Source organism: Dokdonia sp. R86516 (assembly GCF_044596715.1).
Classification (GTDB): Bacteria; Bacteroidota; Bacteroidia; order Flavobacteriales; family Flavobacteriaceae; genus Dokdonia.
On the sequence record NZ_CP138998.1, the window covers coordinates 2,073,311 to 2,094,534 of the forward strand.

Below are 21,224 nucleotides of genomic sequence, written 5' to 3' on the forward strand. Positions count from 1 at the left end.
ATCATTATGAAACTTAAAAATACATTTGTTCTTATCATGACCGTACTTCTAGTATGTGCATGTAAGACAAGCCCGTTTACAGGCAAGAAGACCCTTAACTTTGTGAGTAACGATCAGTTATTTCCAATGGCATTCCAGCAGTATGACGCATTTCTATCTGAAAATAATGTGATTACTGGAACAGCAGATGCTAATATGGTAAAGCGTGTAGGTGAAAAAATAGCCGTAGCAGCAGAGCGTTACCTTACGGCATTAGGAGAGCCTGGATATTTACAAGATTACCGCTGGGAATATAATCTAGTAAAAGATGAAGCAGTAAACGCTTGGTGTATGCCAGGAGGAAAGATTGTAGTGTACACTGGGATTTTACCAATTACTCAATCTGAAACTGGACTTGCCATGGTAATGGGACATGAGCTTGCTCACGCACTTGCAGATCACGGTGCTCAACGTATGAGTGCTGCACAATTACAACAATATGGAGGTGTTGCCACTGCTATTGCTGTAGGAGGTCAAGATCAAGCAAAGCAGCAGCAAATCATGCAACTTTATGGTATAGGTTCACAAGTAGGAGGGATGCTTCCTTTCTCACGTAGCCATGAAACACAAGCAGACGAGATAGGTATTGTAATCGCTGCTATAGCAGGTTACAACCCAGATGAGGCTGCAGAGTTATGGAAACGTATGAAGGCTGCAAGTGGAGGTCAAGCGCCACCACAAATTTTAAGTACGCACCCATCTTCAGATAGTCGTATTGCAAATCTTACTGCCAAAGCGCCAATGGCCAGAGCAGAAGCTGCAAAATTTGGCGTGACGAGCTTCAAATAAGAAATTACAATAATATATAGTTTAAAAAGCTGTGCACTCGCACAGCTTTTTTATTTTAGTACTATGAAAGAACAACTCAAAAAAGGTGACAAGAAATTATTAAATGCTTGGGCATTTTATGACTGGGCAAACTCCACCTACAGTCTTGTCATTGCATCTGCTATATTTCCATTATTTTATGGAGCTCTTTTTAGAGGAGCCGGTATAGAAGAGATTGAAGTTTTTGGGATGATGCTGCGTCGTAGCCCGCTTATATTTTATACCACAGCGGTTGCCTTTTTAATAGTAGCTATTATTTCTCCTATTCTCTCTGGAGTGGCAGATTATCTGGGCAATAAGAAATTCTTTTTAAAACTCTTTTGCTATCTAGGAGCTTTCTCTACAATAGGTTTATACTGGTTTAGCCTTGAGCATATATACTTGAGTCTTACGTTATACGCATTGGGACTTATAGGTTTCTGGGGAAGTCTAGTTTTTTACAATTCATACTTGCCAGATATTGCGCATCCGGAGCAGCATGATAAGATAAGTGCAAAGGGATATTCCCTAGGGTACATAGGTAGCGTGCTGCTACTTGTAGTTTGTCTAGCAATGATACTTGGGTATGAAACATTTGGTTTTGAAGACGAAGGTTTCCCCACACGTTTATCATTTGTTCTTACTGGAGTCTGGTGGATAGGTTTTAGTCAGTATACCTACGCCTATTTGCCTCAAGGAAATCAAGCACAAGGAAAGCTTACCAAAGATGTGTTCTTTAATGGATTTAAGGAGTTAAGAGCTATTTGGTCGTCTATGCAAGACCAACTACGTCTTAAAAAGTATCTTATCGCCTTCTTTGTATACAGTATGGCCGTACAGACAGTGATGCTTGCTGCAGCATATTTTGGAGAGCAAGAACTAGAGTGGGGTAGTGACAGCGAGCGCACGACCGGATTAATTGTAAGTATACTTTTAATACAACTTGTAGCAGTGCTGGGAGCGATACTTACTTCAAGACTTTCGGCGCGTGTGGGTAATATAAAGGCATTGGTAATTATTAATATTATCTGGATTGTAATTTGTGGCTGGGCATACTTTGTATATACGCCGTTCCAATTTTACATTACTGCTGGGTTTGTAGGTTTAGTAATGGGAGGTATACAATCACTATCACGATCTACCTATGCTAAGTTTTTACCAGAAACAGAGGACACCACCTCATACTTCAGCTTTTATGATGTTGCTGAGAAAATAGGGATCATCATCGGTATGTTTCTATATGGTTTCATAGAGGAACTTACTGGAAGCATGCGCTATTCGATTGTGTTTTTAATTTTATTTTTTGCAGCAGGTGTCTTGCTATTACTTCGAGTGCCTAAAGACAGAACGGTAATTACATAGGTTACGCTTTCGCGAAAGCGTAGAAAAATCCCATTCTTAGAAGTAGTTGGGTTTCTTTAAAGTTTATTATTCAATATTTAAGTTGCTACGGCATATAAGAGATAGTTATGGCTGGATTTATTCAAGAATTCAAAAATTTTGCGATTAAGGGTAACATGATTGACATGGCAGTAGGTATTATTATAGGTACTGCTTTTAATAATGTGGTAAATACTATTGTAAAAAAAGTAGTGATGCCACCACTTTCGTTACTAACAGATGGTATAAACCTATCTGATAGAAAATACCTTTTACGTGCAGCCGAAGGGGAAGTGACAGAGATAGCAATAGGTTATGGAGAGCTTATAGAGGTGTCCATAGATTTTTTGGTAATCGCAATTACCATTTTTGTAGTGATTAAAGGAATAAATAGATTTAAGGATAAAGCAGAAGATCCTAAAAATACAGAAGAAAAAACTCCTAAAAATATTGAGCTCCTTTCAAATATTGAACATCTTATGCAAGAGCAAAATAAGTTGCTAAAGGCTCGCAATGGCTCATAACCTAAGCACAAAACAGTCCAATAATTTGATTATGTTTGTGTTTCAGATTTAGAAATTCCTACTACGATGAAAAAACTACACGTTTTATTTTTATTTATAATGATGATTGCCGTGACGGTGACCTCTTGTGATGACGAACCTCTAGAAGGGGTTTTTAGCGTTACAGGTGATGGCTCTGATCCTGATGCGATAGATCCCGATAGTGAAGAATGTCAGACAGCGTTTGATGTTCTGGCTGTAACGCAGGCTACATTTTCTGGAGCAACTGCTTCAAATTATGCTCAGGCTTGTGAAGCATACTCGATTGCCTTGCAGGCAACTATAGCAGTTTGTGGAGACTCCTCTGGAGAACTACAATCAATGCTTACAAGTCTAGGCGACTGCTCAACAGCAGACCCGTGTTTACAAGCTAGAGTAGCCACAAACGTTGCTTTGGCAGCTTTTAGTAATGCTAGTAGTGATAATGAAGAGCAACTTTGTGTTGCATATAGCAACGCCTTATCTGCTCAGATAGCTGCTTGCGGTGATGCAGATGGTAATATCCAATTGACTATTGATTCTCTAAATTGCGGAGGTGATTGTGCCGCTGCACAAGAAGCTACATTAGTAGCGCAAGAAGAATTTAATGCGGTAGATACAGAGGATGAAGATGCATTGATAGCTGCATGCCAAATCTATACGGCAGCATTAGAAGAAGAAATAGCTGCATGTGGAGACGAAGATGGAAGTCTTACAGCTATTCTAGAAGACTTAGGAGATTGCTCGTCACCAGCGCGAGATGGCTTTGTACAAGGAACCGTAGGAGGCGAGTTTATAAACTTTAATACAACGAATGTTTCCATAAATGGTTCTTTACTAAGCGTAGTGAGCACAGACATGGATAGGGGAGATACCTTTAAATTTGATATCGTGCTAGAACAAACAGGAGATAATGTGATGCAAAATACGATTCTAACAGTAGGAGGTGTTGTGCACACACCATCTATAGAAGCGACGACTCCATTTGTAAATAATATCACTGCAAACGATGGTACTACAATCGTAGGAACTTTTTCTGGAGCCTTTACAAATTCAGATGACGAAGAAGTACTCACAGTAGACGGAGTGATTAACATTGTCTATTAATATCTATAAACGACATTATTTTAAAGAGCATCTGTAATCAGATGCTTTTTTTATGTGTTGTTATTAATGATGGCTCATTTATTGTACATTTAATTCTATGAAAAAATTATATATGAAAGGTATAGCTATTGCTATGCTCATGTTTGTGACTGCGACTGTAAGCGCTCAAAGGGAGCGAGTAAAAGGAAGTAGAAATGTGAAAGATGTATCTGAAGTATTACGCCCATTTACAGATATTAAAGTAACAGATGGTCTAGAAGTAACACTTATAGCAGATTCTCAACCAGGCTATGATCTTGAGATGGATGATAACCTTATAGAACTCATAAGCTTTGATGTGCGTGATAGTCTATTGTTAGTTTCGGCTAGAAAAGATATCAGAAGTGCAAAACGTCTTAATATTACCGTGCGTTTTGTTACGCTCAATTCTGTAAGTCTAGATGCTAAGAGTAAAGTGAAGGCGCAATCCATTCTTAAAGCAGATTCTTTTACAGGAAACTTTCTAGATGATAGCCAGTTTCAAGGGGAGATAAAAGCAACCCAAGCTACCATAACGGCAAATTCAAATTCAAAAATAGAGATGGATTATATGGGAGATGATCTGACTGTGAGTGTTACAGATAACGCTTTCGCGAAAGCAGATATCAACACTAAAAAATTCACGCTCTCAGCATCTGAAAGAACAGACCTAGAGTTAATGGGAAATGCTCAAACGGTAACGCTTGATTTAAAAGATAATGCAGAGTGTAGAGCCCAAACTTTTAATACAGATGTGATTAATGTAATAGGCGCAGGAAGCACAACAACAATTGTAACTGCAGATCAAGAGATTGTTGTAGATCTTGCAGATAAAGCACAACTTCAAGTATATGGTGAACCTAAATTAACGATAGAACGTTTTACAGGAACTTCAAAAATCTTAAAGAAAGAGGAATAGTTGTATTCCATAAGTCAATAAAAAATGCCCTAATAAGAGGGCATTTTTTTGTTATAAAGAAGAGTTTAAAATCTATCCTCTTGTAATATCTCCAGATCCAGAAACCTTAGTGTCTTGCTTTGTGGGATTGCCCAGATACTCAATATCTCCAGACCCAGTTACACGGGCTTTGATACTTTTTTCACAAGCTACGCGTATGTCACCAGATCCAGTTACCTGAGCATCTACCATTTCTGCTTTAAAACGTCCTGCTTCTATATCACCAGATCCAGTAACTTTTACAGTATGGTCTTTTGTGTAGCCTTTGAGAATAAGATCACCAGATCCTGTAACGCGACTCTCTGTGCGATTTGCCTCCACAATAAGAGCAACATCTCCAGAACCTGAGACAGAAACCTCAAAAGTATTTGCTTTGATTACATCATCACTCATAATCTCCCCAGATCCTGATAATGATACACGATCTAAATCTCTAAAAGGAATTTTAATTTTAATATCCTTTCCGTAGCTCGTCTTTAGATTTTGCTTGTTTTGAACTTTGATAGTAAGTCTATCGCCGTTTACTTCTGTTTCAACATAATCTAGTAAGTTACTTTCTCCTTGTAATGTGATTTCTCCTTCATTACCTGCAACGAGTGTCACGTCAAAGAAACCTGCAATGCTTATCTCGTCATATTCACCTACGTTGCGTGTTTCGGTTTCTACTTGACCATTACCTTTTACTCCCTTTCCCCACCATTGCGCATGGATTTGTGTACTTGCTAAAAGAATAAAACTGAGTGCGATTAATTTTTTCATAATTGTTGTTTTGATGATTGATTATTAGTTTTTGAATAAAGTAACACCACCATATTCTGAGTTGATGTTTACGTGATTATTAGTATTAGAGTTCCCTCTATATCCTTCATAATACTTGTCTGAAGATTCTATACGCTCCTTATTAAAAGTTAGATCTTCCTTACCGCTTAATCCAGCATACTCGAGTTTAATAGCAAACGTAAAGCTGTATTGAGGATTATAACCCACTTTAATACCGGTGTAGTCACTTTGTATAGCGATGTCTCCAGCATCACTTGCCAGCTCCTCTATACGTATACTTCCATAATCTGCATTGATATTTAAATCTCCGTGAACCACTCCAATTTTTGCAGAGATGTAATCTCCTCGACCTATAATATCTTTAGTGTCTCCAGTAATTACAGAGCCATAGTCACAGTTGTAGTTTAAGTTTTCAATACGTCCAAATTCAGATTTACTATAATCTGCATTAAGTTCAATATCTCCACCTCTTTCTAAGAAGAAGCTTGAGTAGTCTGCATTAATGCGTCCACTTTTCATGTAACCTATGGTGCTGTTCTTAGTATAATCAAAGTTGAGGTAGTTATTTTCTGCTAGCAGTTCGCCTATCGTGATTTTCCCATAGTCACAATTTATTTTTGCATTACCCTCTAGGCGGTCTATGTTTATACCTCCATAATCATTGCTTACATCTACCACACTAGTTGCTGGAAGTTTAATGGTATAGTTGATTTCCATGTTTACATTGCTGTTCTTCCAGCTGTTCCACCATGATCTACTACTGCTTTTTTCAAAATTTGTTTTTGCGCTCACATAGCTACTTGATCCTTCAAAATTGACATCAATCTCGTCTAGTTTTTCTTTTACACGATCCTCGTCATTACCATTAGTCCTTACTAGAACTTCAATGACGATTCTATCTTCGTTCCAGCTCACCATATTGACATTTCCGTAGCTATTGTCAATCACTAGTTTTACATCTGGGTTTACAGTATATTCCTTTTTGATTCTCTTTTCCTTAGTGTATTTCCCCTGAGGATCTACACTTGCGGCCATCATGATAGAAGGGATCATGAGCACTATAAGTAAGAGTTGTATTATTTTCGTTTTCATAAGTTTATAATTTGAGTAACTATAGCGTTACGGCTTTTTCAATAGCATTTAATTCTTTGATGGCATCCATTTGTTCTACTACATGCTGTAGGAGGTCAATTCTATTCTGGAAGTTATCTATCATTGCGTAAATCACACGCTTGTCTTCTCCACTTTCAGAAAGGTCTTTCTTTAAATCATCATAGTTTTTCTCTAAGATTTCAAGTTGTTTTATGGCATCCATAACCATGGCTTGGTTTTCTGGATTCATGTTCTCCTTAATCTCAAAGAGCTCACGTTCTATTGTTTTTGTAAAGAAATCTTGCGTGTTTTCCATTTCTGGAGAAACATCTGCGAGTTCCTTAGCTTTAGGTGTAGCGTTAAACTGTGTAAACATTAATCCTGCAAGAAGAATCACACTCGCTGCAATAAACAGCGGTCGCATCCATTGTATCGTTTTTGTGTCCTTTGCAGGAATATCTTCTGTAGCTTGCGCCTGTAATTTTGCTAGAAAATTAGCTTTGTGATCTGCACTAGGTGCAGCGGTATCCAGGCGTCCTTCCAGACGTTTAAATACTTGATCTATAGGTTCCTTTTTCATTATTGTTTAATAGTTTTCGTAAGCTGTCTTTTGCTCTTGACACCATGGTTCTACAGTTTGCATAGCTTACATTCATAATCTCACTCATTTCCTCGTAGTCATAACCTTCTATAAGATGTAAAGACAGTGATTGTCTATAATTATCTTTAAGCATACTCATAGCATGAACGACTTCTTGTGCTCTCACACTTGTGAGGTCTACCTCACTCACACCTTCTGCATCATCTTCTATTTTATATAAATGATCTTCTAGCGGTGTCTCATCGAGCTTCTTTCCTTTGTTATAAGCATTGAGGCTGTTGTTTACCACAATACGTTTTAACCAACTCCCAAAGGATGCCTCACCTTTATAACTATCCAGCTTTGTAAAAGCACTCAAGAAGGACTCTTGCATAATATCTTCTGCCTCTGCTTCGTGTTTCACAATGCGTAGCGAAGTATTGTACATCGCTTTATAGTAGCGGTTATACACCTCCATTTGAGCACCCTGATTACCTTGCTGGCACAGTGTTATTAATTCGGTTATTTGATGGTTGGTAAAATTCACTTTTGGTTCATTCTATAGTAAAGATGCGTGTTTTATTTCTTTGTTACACTTTTGTGAAAATTTTATAACATTATCTTGAATCGCTCTAATACAAGTAGATAATTACATTATAGATAAAGAACGCGCATTTGTGTTGTTTCTTCAAATTTTCGCGAAAGCAAAGTACTCGCTTGGCACAACAATTGAATTAAAGCCTACAGTGAGGGTATCCATTATCTTATAATAGGCTAAACTCGCTATATTTAAAGAGAATACTAATAGTTATACATCCACAGGGCGCATAGGAATATGCGACATTGTGGCACACATTATATATGGCAAAACCAAAATTTACAACATTAGACAGATTGTCACTGCAAGAGATAGATGGAGATGCAGAATTAATCCCGTTAATGACTCCAGAAGATGAGGAGGCAATTAATAACGAGGAGCTTCCAGAAAGCTTGCCTATTTTACCTTTACGTAATACGGTGCTTTTTCCTGGAGTAGTTATTCCTATTTCGGCAGGAAGAGATACTTCTATAAAGCTTATTGATGAAGCAAATAAGGGAGGGAAAGTAGTAGGAGTAGTGGCGCAAAAGGATGAAGAAGTAGAAAATCCAACTGCAGATGATATTCATAAAGTAGGTGTAGTAGCACGTATTTTACGTGTGCTTAAAATGCCTGACGGTAATGTTACAGTTATCATACAAGGTAAAAAACGCTTTGAGGTAGATCAAGTAACGCAGGTAGAGCCTTATATGAAGGCTACTATTAAGGAATATGTAGAAGTACGCCCAGAAGCAGGAGATCAAGGTTTTAAAGCAGTTATCGATTCTATAAAAGAATTGTCGCTTAAGATTATCCAGGACTCTCCAAATATACCTTCAGAGGCTTCCTTTGCAATTAAGAATATCCAGAGTGATTCTTTCTTAATCAACTTTGTGAGTTCAAACATGAACCTCTCTGTTGCAGAGAAGCAAGAGCTTCTTAACATAGACGACTTGCATATGCGAGCACTTGAGACGCTTAAGTTTATGGATATGGAGCGCCAGAAGCTAGAGCTCAAAAATGATATCCAGAGCAAGGTTCAAAATGACATGAGCCAGCAGCAGCGTGAGTATTTCTTGCACCAGCAAATGAAGACTATCCAAGAAGAACTGGGAGGGGCAAGCTCTGAGGATGATCTAGAAGAAATGCGTGTACGTGCAAAGAAAAAGAAGTGGGATGCAAAAGTTGAGAAGCACTTTAATAAGGAGCTTTCAAAAATGCAACGCATGAATCCTCAGGTAGCTGAGTATAGCATACAGCGCAATTATCTTGATTTATTTTTAGACCTTCCTTGGAATGAGTTCTCTAAAGATAAATTTGATTTAAAACGCGCGATGAAGATTCTAGACCGTGATCATTATGGTCTTGATGATGTGAAGAAACGTATTATAGAATACCTAGCGGTACTAAAATTACGTAATGATATGAAGTCGCCTATTTTATGTTTATACGGACCTCCAGGTGTAGGTAAAACCTCGCTAGGAAAATCTGTTGCAGAAGCATTAGGGCGTGAGTACGTAAGAGTAAGTCTAGGTGGAATGCGTGATGAGTCTGAAATACGCGGTCACAGAAAGACATATATAGGAGCAATGCCTGGACGTATTATCCAGAGCTTGCGTAAGGCAGGAACTAGCAACCCAGTTTTTGTACTTGATGAGATAGATAAATTAAGCGCAGGAAACCAGGGAGACCCATCATCTGCATTACTTGAGGTACTAGATCCAGAGCAGAATAGTGAGTTTCACGATAACTTCCTTGAGATGGGGTATGACCTTTCTAAAGTGATGTTTATCGCTACTTCAAATAGTTTAAATACCATACAACCAGCTTTGCTAGATCGTATGGAGATTATAAACGTTACTGGATATACGATTGAAGAGAAGACAGAGATTGCAAAACGTCACTTACTACCTAAGCAGCTTAAAGAGCATGGTATGACAGATGACCAACTTAAAATAGCTAAGCCACAACTAGAAAAAATTGTAGAAGGATATACAAGAGAATCTGGAGTACGTGGCCTAGAAAAGCAAGTTGCAAAAATGGTGCGTTACGGGGCAAAAAATCTCGCGATGGAAGAAGAGTACAATGTGAAAATATCTAATGAAGATGTTATCGAGATACTAGGCTCTCCAAAAATGGAACGTAACAAGTATGAGAATAACGAAGTTGCCGGAGTAGTTACTGGTCTTGCATGGACGAGAGTAGGAGGCGATATCTTATTTATAGAATCTGCTTTATCAAAAGGTAAGGGGACACTATCTATCACAGGAAACTTAGGTAAAGTGATGAAAGAAAGTGCTACCATAGCGATGGAGTACATTAAAGCAAATGCCGAGATTCTAGGGTTAGAGCCTACCATCTTTGATAAGTATAATGTACACATTCACGTACCAGAAGGAGCCACTCCTAAAGATGGACCTAGTGCAGGTATTACTATGCTTACGTCTTTAGTTTCTTTATTCACACAACGTAAAGTGAAGAAAAATCTAGCGATGACGGGTGAGATTACCTTAAGAGGTAAAGTACTACCAGTAGGAGGAATCAAAGAAAAGATTCTTGCAGCAAAGCGTGCTAAAATTAAGGAGATACTCTTATGTGAGCAGAACCGTCGCGATATAGAAGAGATCAAACAAGACTACTTAAAGGGCTTAACATTTCACTACGTAAGTGACATGAGCGAGGTGTTAGAACTAGCACTTACTAAGCAAAAAGTAAAAAATGCAAAAAAACTAGCTTAAGGATAGTTTATCAAATTTTCGAGAAAGCGTTAAACCATAAAAAGGGAAACTCATCACGAGTTTCCCTTTTTATTTATCCTATAGTTCTAATTATTTCCCATCCCTCTCAAAATATACTATCATTGCAATCGTTAAGTATCATGATGCAGTACTGATTAATGAAAAAGAGCTTCTTTTTATTGTTGTTTACGTGTTCACTAACGGCATATAGCCAGTTAGGGGGACGTGCTACCTATCAGTTTCTCAACTTGATGTCATCACCTAGACAAGCTGCTTTAGGAGGGAAAATCATTACAAACTACGATTACGACCCAGACTCTGCGCTCTATAATCCAGCCAACATTAATTACAGGATGGATAATCAGCTTTCTGTAAACTATGTAAACTATCTGGCAGATATCAATTACGGTACCGCCTCTTATGCCTATTTATGGGATAGACGCACGCAAGTCTTGCATGCGGGAATCACTTACGTAAATTATGGAACCTTTGATGGTAGGGATGAGAATGGGAATGCTACAGGAGATTTTGGTGGTAGTGAGGCATCGCTTTCATTGGGTTATGCGATTAATATTCCGTACTCAGATTTTTATGTAGGTGCAAATGTAAAATTAATCACCTCCACACTAGCCGAGTATTCTTCGGCGGGAGGAGCGGTAGATCTTGGACTTACCTATAATTATGAAGATTGGGATCTTAATGCGGCCGTGGTAGTACGCAATATAGGAACTCAGTTTACACCTTATGTAGATACTTTTGAGAAGCTTCCGCTAGAGATTGATGCTGGTATTTCTCAGATATTACCTAACGTGCCTATACGCTGGCACGTGACGCTAGAAAACCTGCAATTATGGAACATCGCTTTTGAGAATGAAGCTAGAGGTACCACAGATCTTGACGGCAATACCACCACAGAAAAGATAGGACTTCTTGATAACGTAATACGTCACGCGATCGTGGGCGTAGAGTTGTTTCCTAAAGGAGGTTTTAACGTACGACTGGGCTACAACTTCCGTAGGAGTGAGGAGTTGCGTATTGTCAATCAGCGTAGTTTTGCGGGTATCAGTGCAGGCTTTGGGATCAAGATTAACAAGATGCGTTTCAATTATGCATATGCTCGTTATAACAGTGCCGCTGCTAGTAGTTTCTTTGGTCTAGGCATCGATTTACAATAATTCTTTTCAACTTTAGGAGCAGTCCATTTTGAGCATATTTGCAAGGTGGTTTCCCGCTTTTCATTACAATTCCTCGTTGCGCTATCGCTACACTGCGGGATTTTCATTGCAATCGGGGCTAGCGAGTCATGGTGTCGCTTTCTTCTATTTAAAGAAGCGAGTATGCTCATCTATACTAGTAGAAATAATCTTTAAATCTATATGGTAAGCACTAGCATACGTTTTCCTATTTTTGTGTAAAATACATACTCTTGAAAATTACCATTGCCATAGACGGATATTCATCCACAGGAAAAAGTACAGTAGCCAAACAACTTGCGGAGTGGCTAGAATACATTTATGTAGATACGGGTGCGATGTATCGCGCAGTGACCCTATATGCAATGGAAAACAGCCTTATCTCTGATGGTTTTTTTGACAAAGAATCTTTAGTAAAGCGACTTGATGATATCGAGATTTCATTTACAAGAGATACCGCTTCTGGAAAAGCAGAGGTTTGTCTTAATGGCAAGAGTGTCGAGAAGTACATCAGAACCCTCGAGGTTTCTTCCTTTGTGAGCCCTATAGCTACTATATCTGAAGTGCGTGCTAAACTTGTAGAGCAACAGCAACGCATGGGAGAAGAAAAAGGAATCGTGATGGATGGTCGTGATATAGGTACCGTAGTATTTCCTCAAGCCGAGCTTAAAATTTTTATGACTGCTAGTGCAGAGGAGCGTGCAAAACGTCGTTACAATGAACTTGTAGAAAGAGGTGATAAAGTGAGTTATGAGGCAGTACTTTCTAACGTAGTAGAGCGAGATCACATAGATACTACTCGGGAAGATTCTCCACTCGTAAAAGCAGCCGATGCTATTGAGATAGACAATACAGAAACTAATATTGAAGATCAGTTTCATACTATCTTACAACTGGCAAAAGATCGTATAGCAAAGCGTCTTGTTTAATCCATAATGTCTAGGCTCCCTAAAAATTTACAACTAGCGCTATCTGCATGTATTGTGATAGCCATGTCATTTGTTTATGGAGCGCATCCCAGTGTTATACTCCCTTACATTTTTGGTTTTGAAGTTCAAGACTTAGAGCTCAAGAATATTTTTAGAGCAATCATGGGAATCTACATTGCCTTTGGTGGTTATTGGATATATGGTATTATTAATAAAAACCACTGGAAATCTGCAACCATAGTAAATGTACTATTTATGGGTGGTCTCGCAGGAGGTAGGTTAGTCAGCACCATACTAGACGGATGGTCACCACAATACGGCGCAGGAATGATAGCCGAAGCTGTCATGATGTGGTGGGGTTTATGGAATCTTAGGTTTTATGATATTGAAGAATGATATTTACCAATTGATACTTGACAATTATGACATAATCCGAATAATCAATACGATCAATCTTTAAGTGATTGATAAGTTGCTGCTTATTTGTAAATCTCAATATAAGAAAAACGTCTACCGTGATAAGTATGAATCACAATAGACGCTTATTTTTACAGTTAGATTTATTCCCTAAAAATCACTCAATCCCAAGCCAGCTTTTCCATTAGGTCTTAAGATTCCTTTCTCTAGGCTAAACAATCCTTTAAAAGGATCATTCTCAAAATCTAGATGTCCATCAAGATCTGCATACACTGTATTAGGACGAGATAATGCAAAGTGCAATCCTGAGGAAATGCCAAGTCTACACTCGTCAATACAGCCTATCATTGCTTCTAGTCCAGCAGCTCTCGCTACAGAGTTGATATGCATTGCTTCCATAATGCCACCTACTTTTTGAATCTTGATATTTACCATATTCATACGGCTGTTTTGAGCAAGTCTAAAAGCATCTTTCAGTGATTTTAAACTCTCATCTGCCATAACTGGGATGTGAACTTTTCTCGTTACTTCTCCTAGTTTTTCTTCGTCTGCGACTAGGGTAGGTTGTTCGAGTATCTCTATGCGAGACGCTCTTGTTTTTTCAACAAATGTCACAGCCTGCGCTACGGTGTAGCCTTGGTTTCCATCAAAACGTAGGGTGAGGTGTGGATGATTTTCGCGCAAGCGGTGTATTTTTTCTACATCCTCCTCTAGCGATAATCCTCCTTTCAGCTTAATTATTGTAAATCCTTGGTCTACATATTCTTGAGCTTGCTTCAAAGTCTCTTCTACACTTAAAATACCTATTGTAATACTCGTTGCAATACTATCACGATAACCGCCTAAAAATTGATAAAGCGGCACATTCATCTTTTTTGAAGCAATGTCTAGCAACGCCATGTCCACCATCGCCAGCGCAGAGGAGATAACGCTGAGCAGTGGTTTTAACTCATCTAAAATGCGCGCATAGTTGAGTGCATTTTTACCTTTAAGATATGGAATGATCACAAGGTCTAGCGCTCTAGCCACATCATCACCAGTTTCCTTAGTTACCTCAAGATCTGGAGCAGCGCAACCTAAACCTATGATGTTGCTGTCTGTCTCTATTTTGAGAATAAAATTAGTTGCCTGCGATACAGTCTCATAAGCAATCGTATAAGGTGCAGTGAGTGTAAGTTCTAGACGCTCATAACTAACGTTTGTGATTTTCATGGATTATTTAATGTGTTTTTCAAGAACCTTTATTAAGCCTTCTACGCCATGAGCAAGTACATCAAAAGCGGGAAGGCCTATCTCGTCTGTAATTGCTTTACAAGCTGGTTCAATTTGTTCTGGTGTCATATTCTCGTGGTTTACTGTCACCGCAATGACCTTCTTGCCAGAGATTACCTCGATGGCATTAATCTGCTCTTGTAATGAGTGCAATTTATAGCCAGGGAATCCATCATATTCCAGACGTGTAGGAGCGTGTTGTAAGATTACATAATCTGGTCTTCCAGCCGCAAGGATTTCAAAACCTCCAGGGTATGCTGGGTTCATAAGACTTCCTTGGCCTTCTATCACGATTACATCAGGTTGCTCATTATTGTATGCACTCACTACTGCGTGTTCTATCTCTCCAGACACAAAGTCGTTAATGCAGCTATCCATTACCATGCTGTATTTTGCTCCTTGCATCCACGCAGTTTGACCGGTACCAATCATCTCCGCTTTTTTTCCGCCGTTGCGCAGTCCGTGTACGATTAACCATGAGGTTGTGCGTTTACCAATAGCGCTATCTGTACCTAAAACAGCAATCTTAAGGCAGTTTACTTTTTCTATTTCGCCAGAGAAAAAATGAAGGGTGTCGCGATCTGGAGTTTTACGCACGTCACGTATTTGGATATTGTACTCTTTGCTAAGCGCTACAAGATGCTCATCATTAGTAAGGAAATCATGCAGACCACTATCGATATTCCAGCCTTGTTTAATCGCTGTTGCAATAGTTGCTCTTGCTTCCTTAGGAAGACGCCCACCATCAGGCGCAAGACCGATCACAAGTGATTTAGGAAACTCTTTTTCGCCTTGTAATGATGAAATAGCAGTCTCGATGTTTTCAAAAATTAGTATTCCATTAGGTTTCCCGTCCAGCACTTCGCCAGCATCTTTGCCAGTATACGTACTATCTATAATTCCCACGACATTATAACGTTCTGTAAAGCGCACTAAGCCGTGAGCAGTTTTTCCGTTTGGAGTGTTAAAAGCGCCTTGACAGTATACAAGAGCATTTCCATCTATTGATTTTTTCATATATGTGTCCTGACTAAACAGGTATGTATTAAAGTTATATCCAGCGACTGCTGGTAGTAGTTAATTTTTTGCGGTAAGTACTGCTACAAAACGATCTGGAGCGAGGTTTTCTTTTTCATCAATTTCTAAGAGAGCGATAAGCCCAGCAGTTGATGCAGGAAGAATGCGTAATCCCTCTTTTTTGAGTAGGAGCGTACTCATCTCTCGCATTTTTTTATCACTAATGTTAAATGCTTTACCATCAGATTGCTGGATAGCATACAGAGCTTCCTCTCCATCAAAGCTGTGCCAGTTTATAAGTGGCTCATTGTACTTAGTTTCTTTAATCTTATCTGGATCAAGATCACGACAGTGGTCTAGTCCTTCTTTATGAGATTGAATAATAGGATTCTTACCTGTAGAAGAAGCTGCAATCATTTTAGGAATGCGAGAGGTTTTACCTCGTTTGTATAAACTCACAAAGCCTCTATAAATCCCAGCAAATAATGTCCCATTAGATACTGGAGCAGCACAATACTGTGGCGCATCACCCAGCTCATCTACAATCTCTACAGCAATTTGTGAGTATGCAGATATCTGTAGCGGTGTATTTGCACCTCCAGGGTTTGCATCATACCATTCATGTTCTTGTGCTAGTTTACTACTAGCAGTTACTACATCCTCATAACTACCTTGTAGTCTAAAAATCGTAGCTCCCAGACGTTCCATCTCTACAACACGATCTGTGTGATAAGATTCTGGAATGTATATGTTACAAGCAATTCCGCTTAACTTTGCAGCAAGTGCAACTGCGACACCGTAGTTACCGCAAGTGGCGAGTGACATGGTATGAAAATCTCTACGCAGGGCATCATATACTTGTGCAAAGGCAATTCTATCTTTTTGTGTTCCCGTAGGGTTATCACCTTCGTATTTGATGTATAACTGTCTAATGTCAAACTCACGTTCAAGAGATTTTGCTCTTGTTAGACCTGTATCACCTACTTCTAAGTTGATAATGTCTTCGTAAGATTCTAAACGGTCTGTAAGTGATTTTGTGGTGTCTTTTACAAACAGACTAAGTGCCATCGCTTCTGAGGATACTTTATTATCTGATGATTTTACACCGTCTTTAAGATTCATAATTTTAAAACTTAAACTTGTGGAGTACTACTTGGTGTGGAGGGAATACCGCTTTCGCGAAAGCGTACATCAAATCCATAAAAATAGGGCAGAAGGTATGACCAACTGCCCTATGGTTATAAGGTTATTGAGCTTATTTGATTAACTCAAGAGCAGTAATAGAAAGTACTTCATACTCCTCGTCATCTTCATTTACCTCTGTCGTTGAAGTAAAAGATACTTTGAAAGTTTTTCCCTTGTACGCGTCTGTAGTAAGGTCGTACTGCGTTGCTGCAGTCTCGCTTATTGCATCAAAAGAATGTGTAAGCTCATCTGCATCTTCAAAATAATAAGAGCCATCTGCATACCCTGTAAATGTAGCTGTTACATTATCTGTTTGTAGGTTAAGTGCAAGTGTTACCGCTGTAAAAAGGGCAATAAAAATTGTTTTCATAATAGTGTAAATTAAAAATTGTTGTTAATTTAAAAGTGCCGCGTGTGCGACCACTATTGAATAGATTTCCCAATCTAGGATTTTACCCTATAGCTTATACGTAGTGGGAGATAAGAATGTTACAAAAGGAGTTGCAATTTTTTTAAATAATTGCAATTATTTTTAGTCCTCTCGTTCTTCTTGATCTTCATCTTCTATATCGAGATCTAGATTGTCATCATCATCATATTCATCTTGGTCAAAGTCCTCCATCGCCACAACAAGGCGCTTACTTACTTTAACAAGGTATAAGGTGTCTTCTGTAGTTACTTCTACACAATCTACCATCTCACCTTGAGCATTTTTAAAAGAGATAATATGATGAGACTCATATCCATCTGGATACTTTGCTACTAGTAAGTTTAATATATCGTCATTGAGCTTTGTATAGTCTACAATGACGCGTCTTAGGTTGCTTGGTTTTCTCATTGTGCGTTTCTTATTAAAGATGTGTTGAGACACCTTAATTACATATCTAACAGGTAAGCAAAAATTAATGGCGCTACAATAGTCGCATCACTCTCGATGATAAATTTAGGAGTATCCATATCTAGTTTTCCCCAAGTGATTTTTTCATTAGGTACAGCTCCAGAATAAGATCCATAACTTGTAGTTGAGTCACTTATCTGGCAGAAATAGCTCCAGAAAGGAGTTTCTGTGCGCTCCATATCTTGGTAAAGCATAGGCACTACACAAATAGGAAAATCACCAGCAATACCTCCACCTATCTGGAAGAAACCTATTCCTTTTTCTGAGTTTGCTGTATACCAGTCTGCGAGGAATGTCATGTACTCAATGCCCGACTTCATAGTTGTGGCTTTAAGTTCGCCTTTCATCACATAGCTCGCAAAGATGTTACCCATAGTGCTATCTTCCCAACCTGGACAGATAATAGGCAAGTTTGCCTCTGCAGCTGCATACATCCAGCTATCCTTAATGTCTATCTCGTAGTATTGCTCTAATACTCCAGAAAGTAATAATTTATACATGTACTCATGCGGTAAATAACGCTCACCAGCAGCCTCTGCTTCTTGCCATATCTTTACAATATGTTCTTGAATACGACGGAAAGCTTCTTCTTCTGGAATACACGTATCTGTAACACGATTAAGTCCTTTTTCTAGTAAATCCCACTCATCTTGAGGAGTAAGATCTCTATAGTTAGGTACACGCTTGTAGTGGCTGTGAGCCACTAGGTTCATGATGTCTTCTTCTAAGTTTGCACCTGTACATGAGATAATATGCACTTTTTTCTGGCGTATCATCTCTGCAAAGATTTTTCCTATCTCTGCAGTACTCATTGCTCCAGCAAGGGAAACAAGCATTTTTGATCCCTTTTCTAGTTGAGCTTCATACCCTTTGGCAGCATCTACTAGCGCAGCAGAGTTAAAGTGTAGATAGTACTTCTCAATAAATTGTGATATTGCTCCTTTATTAGTCATTATAGTCGTCGTCTTCTTGATTAATTTTTTTACTCTTTTCTTGTAATCCGCTTACTTCATATTCTTCTTCAGCATTTTCTTGCTCAAACTTATAGCTAAGCATTTTGTAGTATAATTTTGCTGCTGCAAACTCAGATGGTTTACTATTTCCATTAGGACAAAGTTCTACAATATCAAAGCCTACAACATTCTTCTCTGCAAACACGCGACGTAAGAAGTCTAGCGTTTCATACCAGAATAATCCTCCAGGTTCTGGAGTTCCTGTAGCAGGAAGTACAGATGGGTCAAAGGCATCTAGATCAAATGTTACATATACATTTTCTGTCATTGCCTCAATCGCATTGTCCATCCAGTAATCATCTGTTGCCATCTCGTGAGCAAAGAAGACATTGTCTTCATTCATCACTGTTTTTTCTATGGCATCCATACTACGTATTCCTACTTGTACAAGATTTGTAGTTTGGTTTGCTTCATACACAGCGCATGCGTGATTGCAAGTAGAGCCTTCATAAGACTCACGTAAATCTGCATGTGCGTCTAGTTGTAATACTGTGAGGTTATCAAAAGTCTCATTAAATGCGCGTATCGCACCTATGGATACAGAATGCTCTCCACCAAACATGGTAACAAACTTGTTACGTTTAATGTTTTTCTTTACCATCTTGTGCACAGCTTCCACCATTGCTTCTGGTGATGCATTTTCTGTGATAGGATCTGCAAGGTGTATCCCTTGTTTGTAAACTTCGCTTTCAGTTTCTATGTCGTAAAGCTCCATATTTTCAGAAGCATGTAAAAATGCTTCAGGACCCTTGTCGGCTCCTTTGCCCCAAGTACTAGTTCCGTCGTAAGGGACAGGGAGTAAAACAATTTTAGCTTTTTCAGCTCCTGCATATTCTTGTGGTATGCCTGCGTACGTTTTCATGGTGATACTAGATGTTAGATGTAAAGTGAGAATGTTGTTTTCTCGGTGTTGTTACTGTTAGTGGTTATATAATTTATTTAATATTTTTTGTTTTGCTTTCGCGAAAGCGTGTTTAATACCCTAAAATGCCTAGCAATTGATCACTAGTCTGCTGCTCTGCAAATATTTCTGTGGTAATCTCTCCATCTTCATTGCGGTCAATGAGGATGTGCTTAGGAGAAGGAACAAGGCAGTGTTGCAGTCCGCCAAAACCTCCTATAGACTCTTGATATGCTCCTGTATTAAAGAAACCTATGTAAAGTGGTTTGTCCTTTTTGTACTTAGGCATATAAATCGCGTTCATATGCTGCTCACTGTTGTAATAGTCATCACTATCACAGGTAAGACCTCCTAATAATACACGCTCGTATTCCTCATTCCAGCGATTTACCGCTAGCATGATAAAACGTTTATTTATAGCCCAGGTGTCTGGTAATGTTGTGATAAATGAAGAGTTAATCATGTTCCACTTCTCGCGGTCGTTTTGTTGCTTTTGGTAAAGTACTTCATAAATAGCTCCACCGCTTTCACCAACAGTAAAGCTGCCAAACTCAGTAAAAATATGTGGCACTTTTACATCTGCATCATCACAAGCCTGTTTGATTTGTGCAATGATCTCATTAATCATGTATGCATAATCATACTCAAAAGCAAGTGAGTTCTTTATAGGGAAACCTCCACCTATGTTTAAGCTATCAAGTGACGGACAAATCTTTTTAAGATTAATGTACACTTTAATACACTTCATGAGCTCGTTCCAGTAATATGCGGTGTCGCGTATACCTGTATTTATAAAGAAGTGAAGCATCTTAAGCTCAACTTTCTCGTTATTTTTGATCTGGTTATTAAAGAATGGAACAATGTTTTTATATCCTATTCCAAGTCTTGAGGTGTAGAATTCAAACTTAGGCTCCTCCTCAGATGCGATACGAATACCTACTTTAAATTTACCATTGATCTGGTTGCTTAGTAGTTCTATCTCCTCATAATTGTCAATTACTGGAATTGCATTTTTATGACCATTGTTAATTAGGCGAGCGATGTTTTCTACGTATCTATCACGTTTAAAACCATTACTTATTACATAGGTGTCGTCTGTGATTTTTCCAGCAGCCTTTAAGCTCTCTACGATATCTATGTCAAATGCAGACGAAGTCTCGATGTGGATATTATTAGACAACGCCTCATTGAGTACATGCTTAAAGTGTGAGCTTTTTGTACAGTAGCAGTAGTTATAGCTTCCTTCATAACCATTTGCCTCGATAGCATCTGCAAACCATTTTTTTGCTCGCTGTATGTTATCAGAGATTTTAGGTAAATAAGTAAACTTAAGTGGTGCACCATATTGCTCTACAAGTTTCATTAGGTCAATGCCGTGAAACTCAAGATGGTTTTTGTTGAGATTAAATTCCTCTTGTGGGAAATAATACGTTTGCTCGATGAGATCAATGTACTTGGTCTTCATTGGTTTATTTTAAAAATGAAAGGTAAAAAAGGTATAGAAATAGGAAAGGTATCTCCTTTAAGAAATGGTTAAGTCTATGAACCTCAGATACGGAAAATAAAAACGGTAAATGGAGAGAATGCAAATTCCTCTAGACGCTTTAGAGCGATATTGATGGTACAAGACGGCCAGAATACTCGGTTCTCAAATCTTTGAGCAGCTGTTGGATTAAATCTTGTAATCATCCTAAGCCCGAATATGAAATTGTTTTTCATTAAGAGTAGGCAATAAGCTTGATTGATCAAACTTATTTTGCGCAGCAAACATAAACTCAAAT

General features: G+C 38.6%; 22 protein-coding genes. 9 read left to right on the plus strand and 13 right to left on the minus strand.

Translation table 11 applies throughout. The features are described 5' to 3' along the window. Window positions 1–6: 6 nt before the first annotated feature. The 5 genes from SJY23_RS09365 (at window position 7) to SJY23_RS09385 (ending at window position 4,812) form a co-directional block, all read left to right on the plus strand. The gene (locus SJY23_RS09365; RefSeq protein ID WP_396596126.1) at window positions 7–828 is read left to right on the plus strand and encodes a M48 family metallopeptidase; all 822 of its coding nucleotides are present in this window, start codon (window positions 7–9) and stop codon (window positions 826–828) included. Between the two features lie 63 nt (window positions 829–891). Beyond that, window positions 892–2,208 (plus strand): MFS transporter, encoded by a 1,317-nt coding sequence (locus SJY23_RS09370; RefSeq protein ID WP_396596127.1) that lies wholly within the window; start codon window positions 892–894, stop codon window positions 2,206–2,208. A gap of 107 nt (window positions 2,209–2,315) precedes the next feature. Next, window positions 2,316–2,750 (plus strand): large-conductance mechanosensitive channel protein MscL, encoded by a 435-nt coding sequence (gene mscL, locus SJY23_RS09375; protein ID WP_035334148.1) that lies wholly within the window; start codon window positions 2,316–2,318, stop codon window positions 2,748–2,750. A gap of 66 nt (window positions 2,751–2,816) precedes the next feature. Next, window positions 2,817–3,875, plus strand: coding sequence for a hypothetical protein (locus SJY23_RS09380; protein ID WP_396596128.1), 1,059 nt, complete (start codon window positions 2,817–2,819; stop codon window positions 3,873–3,875). Window positions 3,876–3,972: 97 nt separating this feature from the next. Further along, window positions 3,973–4,812 (plus strand): GIN domain-containing protein, encoded by an 840-nt coding sequence (locus SJY23_RS09385; RefSeq protein WP_396596129.1) that lies wholly within the window; start codon window positions 3,973–3,975, stop codon window positions 4,810–4,812. A gap of 72 nt (window positions 4,813–4,884) precedes the next feature. Here the strand turns inward: SJY23_RS09385 and SJY23_RS09390 are convergent, their stop codons facing one another. From SJY23_RS09390 to SJY23_RS09405, 4 genes are read right to left on the minus strand one after another with little or no spacing between them, the layout of a single operon-like run. Then, complete coding sequence (locus tag SJY23_RS09390; RefSeq protein ID WP_396596130.1) at window positions 4,885–5,610, minus strand: head GIN domain-containing protein; 726 nt, start codon at window positions 5,608–5,610, stop codon at window positions 4,885–4,887. Window positions 5,611–5,634: 24 nt separating this feature from the next. Beyond that, on the minus strand, window positions 5,635–6,723 hold the full coding sequence (locus tag SJY23_RS09395; protein ID WP_396596131.1) for a hypothetical protein: 1,089 nt from the start codon (window positions 6,721–6,723) through the stop codon (window positions 5,635–5,637). Window positions 6,724–6,742: 19 nt separating this feature from the next. Continuing rightward, window positions 6,743–7,303 (minus strand): hypothetical protein, encoded by a 561-nt coding sequence (locus SJY23_RS09400; protein ID WP_396596132.1) that lies wholly within the window; start codon window positions 7,301–7,303, stop codon window positions 6,743–6,745. After that, the gene (locus tag SJY23_RS09405) at window positions 7,272–7,781 is read right to left on the minus strand and encodes an RNA polymerase sigma factor (RefSeq protein ID WP_081804612.1); all 510 of its coding nucleotides are present in this window, start codon (window positions 7,779–7,781) and stop codon (window positions 7,272–7,274) included. The genes SJY23_RS09400 and SJY23_RS09405 overlap by 32 nt, the downstream gene beginning before the upstream one ends. Window positions 7,782–8,164: 383 nt before the next feature. On the opposite strand from SJY23_RS09405, the gene lon reads away from it, so the two are divergent. The 4 genes from lon (at window position 8,165) to SJY23_RS09425 (ending at window position 13,136) form a co-directional block, all read left to right on the plus strand. Beyond that, window positions 8,165–10,618 carry an endopeptidase La gene (gene lon, locus SJY23_RS09410; RefSeq protein WP_396596133.1) on the plus strand — a complete coding sequence of 818 codons (2,454 nt, stop codon included), beginning with the start codon at window positions 8,165–8,167 and terminating at the stop codon, window positions 10,616–10,618. Between the two features lie 158 nt (window positions 10,619–10,776). Then, window positions 10,777–11,793, plus strand: coding sequence for a type IX secretion system protein PorQ (gene porQ, locus SJY23_RS09415; RefSeq protein ID WP_396596134.1), 1,017 nt, complete (start codon window positions 10,777–10,779; stop codon window positions 11,791–11,793). Between the two features lie 251 nt (window positions 11,794–12,044). After that, on the plus strand, window positions 12,045–12,740 hold the full coding sequence (cmk, locus tag SJY23_RS09420) for a (d)CMP kinase (RefSeq protein ID WP_396596135.1): 696 nt from the start codon (window positions 12,045–12,047) through the stop codon (window positions 12,738–12,740). 6 nt (window positions 12,741–12,746) lie between these two features. After that, the gene (locus SJY23_RS09425) at window positions 12,747–13,136 is read left to right on the plus strand and encodes a DUF4345 domain-containing protein (RefSeq protein ID WP_396596136.1); all 390 of its coding nucleotides are present in this window, start codon (window positions 12,747–12,749) and stop codon (window positions 13,134–13,136) included. A 171-nt stretch (window positions 13,137–13,307) separates the two neighbouring features. Here SJY23_RS09425 and SJY23_RS09430 read toward each other — a convergent pair whose 3' ends face one another. From SJY23_RS09430 to SJY23_RS09470, 9 genes are all read right to left on the minus strand, one after another. After that, on the minus strand, window positions 13,308–14,369 hold the full coding sequence (locus SJY23_RS09430; protein WP_396596137.1) for a mandelate racemase/muconate lactonizing enzyme family protein: 1,062 nt from the start codon (window positions 14,367–14,369) through the stop codon (window positions 13,308–13,310). A gap of 3 nt (window positions 14,370–14,372) precedes the next feature. Continuing rightward, window positions 14,373–15,446, minus strand: coding sequence for a DUF1611 domain-containing protein (locus SJY23_RS09435; protein ID WP_396596138.1), 1,074 nt, complete (start codon window positions 15,444–15,446; stop codon window positions 14,373–14,375). A gap of 60 nt (window positions 15,447–15,506) precedes the next feature. Beyond that, window positions 15,507–16,568: a pyridoxal-phosphate dependent enzyme gene (locus SJY23_RS09440; protein ID WP_396596139.1), complete on the minus strand. Its 1,062-nt coding sequence runs from the start codon at window positions 16,566–16,568 to the stop codon at window positions 15,507–15,509. Window positions 16,569–16,701: 133 nt separating this feature from the next. Then, window positions 16,702–17,001: a hypothetical protein gene (locus tag SJY23_RS09445; RefSeq protein ID WP_035334124.1), complete on the minus strand. Its 300-nt coding sequence runs from the start codon at window positions 16,999–17,001 to the stop codon at window positions 16,702–16,704. A 162-nt stretch (window positions 17,002–17,163) separates the two neighbouring features. Then, window positions 17,164–17,469: a hypothetical protein gene (locus SJY23_RS09450; protein ID WP_396596140.1), complete on the minus strand. Its 306-nt coding sequence runs from the start codon at window positions 17,467–17,469 to the stop codon at window positions 17,164–17,166. Window positions 17,470–17,507: 38 nt separating this feature from the next. Further along, window positions 17,508–18,482, minus strand: a complete 975-nt coding sequence (locus SJY23_RS09455) for a deoxyhypusine synthase family protein (protein WP_396596141.1) — start codon at window positions 18,480–18,482, stop codon at window positions 17,508–17,510. Then, entirely contained in the window at window positions 18,475–19,404 is a 930-nt protein-coding gene (gene speB, locus SJY23_RS09460) for an agmatinase (RefSeq protein ID WP_396596142.1), read from the minus strand. The genes SJY23_RS09455 and speB overlap by 8 nt, the downstream gene beginning before the upstream one ends. 112 nt (window positions 19,405–19,516) lie before the next feature. Next, entirely contained in the window at window positions 19,517–20,908 is a 1,392-nt protein-coding gene (locus tag SJY23_RS09465) for an arginine decarboxylase (RefSeq protein WP_396596143.1), read from the minus strand. 83 nt (window positions 20,909–20,991) lie between these two features. Continuing rightward, window positions 20,992–21,162 carry a hypothetical protein gene (locus tag SJY23_RS09470; RefSeq protein WP_160164946.1) on the minus strand — a complete coding sequence of 57 codons (171 nt, stop codon included), beginning with the start codon at window positions 21,160–21,162 and terminating at the stop codon, window positions 20,992–20,994. Between the last annotated feature and the right edge of the window lie 62 nt (window positions 21,163–21,224).

Excerpts from the sequence above, each read along its gene's own strand:
- SJY23_RS09465 (WP_396596143.1), bottom strand. The coding sequence starts at position 20,908 with ATGAAGACCAAGTACATTGATCTCATCGAGCAAACGTATTATTTCCCA.
- mscL (WP_035334148.1), top strand. The coding sequence starts at position 2,316 with ATGGCTGGATTTATTCAAGAATTCAAAAATTTTGCGATTAAGGGTAAC.
- lon (WP_396596133.1), top strand. The coding sequence starts at position 8,165 with ATGGCAAAACCAAAATTTACAACATTAGACAGATTGTCACTGCAAGAG.
- SJY23_RS09385 (WP_396596129.1), top strand. The coding sequence starts at position 3,973 with ATGAAAAAATTATATATGAAAGGTATAGCTATTGCTATGCTCATGTTT.
- speB (WP_396596142.1), bottom strand. The coding sequence starts at position 19,404 with ATGAAAACGTACGCAGGCATACCACAAGAATATGCAGGAGCTGAAAAA.
- SJY23_RS09400 (WP_396596132.1), bottom strand. The coding sequence starts at position 7,303 with ATGAAAAAGGAACCTATAGATCAAGTATTTAAACGTCTGGAAGGACGC.
- SJY23_RS09390 (WP_396596130.1), bottom strand. The coding sequence starts at position 5,610 with ATGAAAAAATTAATCGCACTCAGTTTTATTCTTTTAGCAAGTACACAA.
- porQ (WP_396596134.1), top strand. The coding sequence starts at position 10,777 with ATGAAAAAGAGCTTCTTTTTATTGTTGTTTACGTGTTCACTAACGGCA.
- SJY23_RS09370 (WP_396596127.1), top strand. The coding sequence starts at position 892 with ATGAAAGAACAACTCAAAAAAGGTGACAAGAAATTATTAAATGCTTGG.
- SJY23_RS09435 (WP_396596138.1), bottom strand. The coding sequence starts at position 15,446 with ATGAAAAAATCAATAGATGGAAATGCTCTTGTATACTGTCAAGGCGCT.
- SJY23_RS09380 (WP_396596128.1), top strand. The coding sequence starts at position 2,817 with ATGAAAAAACTACACGTTTTATTTTTATTTATAATGATGATTGCCGTG.
- SJY23_RS09405 (WP_081804612.1), bottom strand. The coding sequence starts at position 7,781 with ATGGAGGTGTATAACCGCTACTATAAAGCGATGTACAATACTTCGCTA.
- SJY23_RS09365 (WP_396596126.1), top strand. The coding sequence starts at position 7 with ATGAAACTTAAAAATACATTTGTTCTTATCATGACCGTACTTCTAGTA.
- SJY23_RS09470 (WP_160164946.1), bottom strand. The coding sequence starts at position 21,162 with ATGAAAAACAATTTCATATTCGGGCTTAGGATGATTACAAGATTTAAT.
- SJY23_RS09395 (WP_396596131.1), bottom strand. The coding sequence starts at position 6,723 with ATGAAAACGAAAATAATACAACTCTTACTTATAGTGCTCATGATCCCT.
- SJY23_RS09425 (WP_396596136.1), top strand. The coding sequence starts at position 12,747 with ATGTCTAGGCTCCCTAAAAATTTACAACTAGCGCTATCTGCATGTATT.
- SJY23_RS09455 (WP_396596141.1), bottom strand. The coding sequence starts at position 18,482 with ATGACTAATAAAGGAGCAATATCACAATTTATTGAGAAGTACTATCTA.
- SJY23_RS09430 (WP_396596137.1), bottom strand. The coding sequence starts at position 14,369 with ATGAAAATCACAAACGTTAGTTATGAGCGTCTAGAACTTACACTCACT.
- SJY23_RS09440 (WP_396596139.1), bottom strand. The coding sequence starts at position 16,568 with ATGAATCTTAAAGACGGTGTAAAATCATCAGATAATAAAGTATCCTCA.
- SJY23_RS09445 (WP_035334124.1), bottom strand. The coding sequence starts at position 17,001 with ATGAAAACAATTTTTATTGCCCTTTTTACAGCGGTAACACTTGCACTT.
- SJY23_RS09450 (WP_396596140.1), bottom strand. The coding sequence starts at position 17,469 with ATGAGAAAACCAAGCAACCTAAGACGCGTCATTGTAGACTATACAAAG.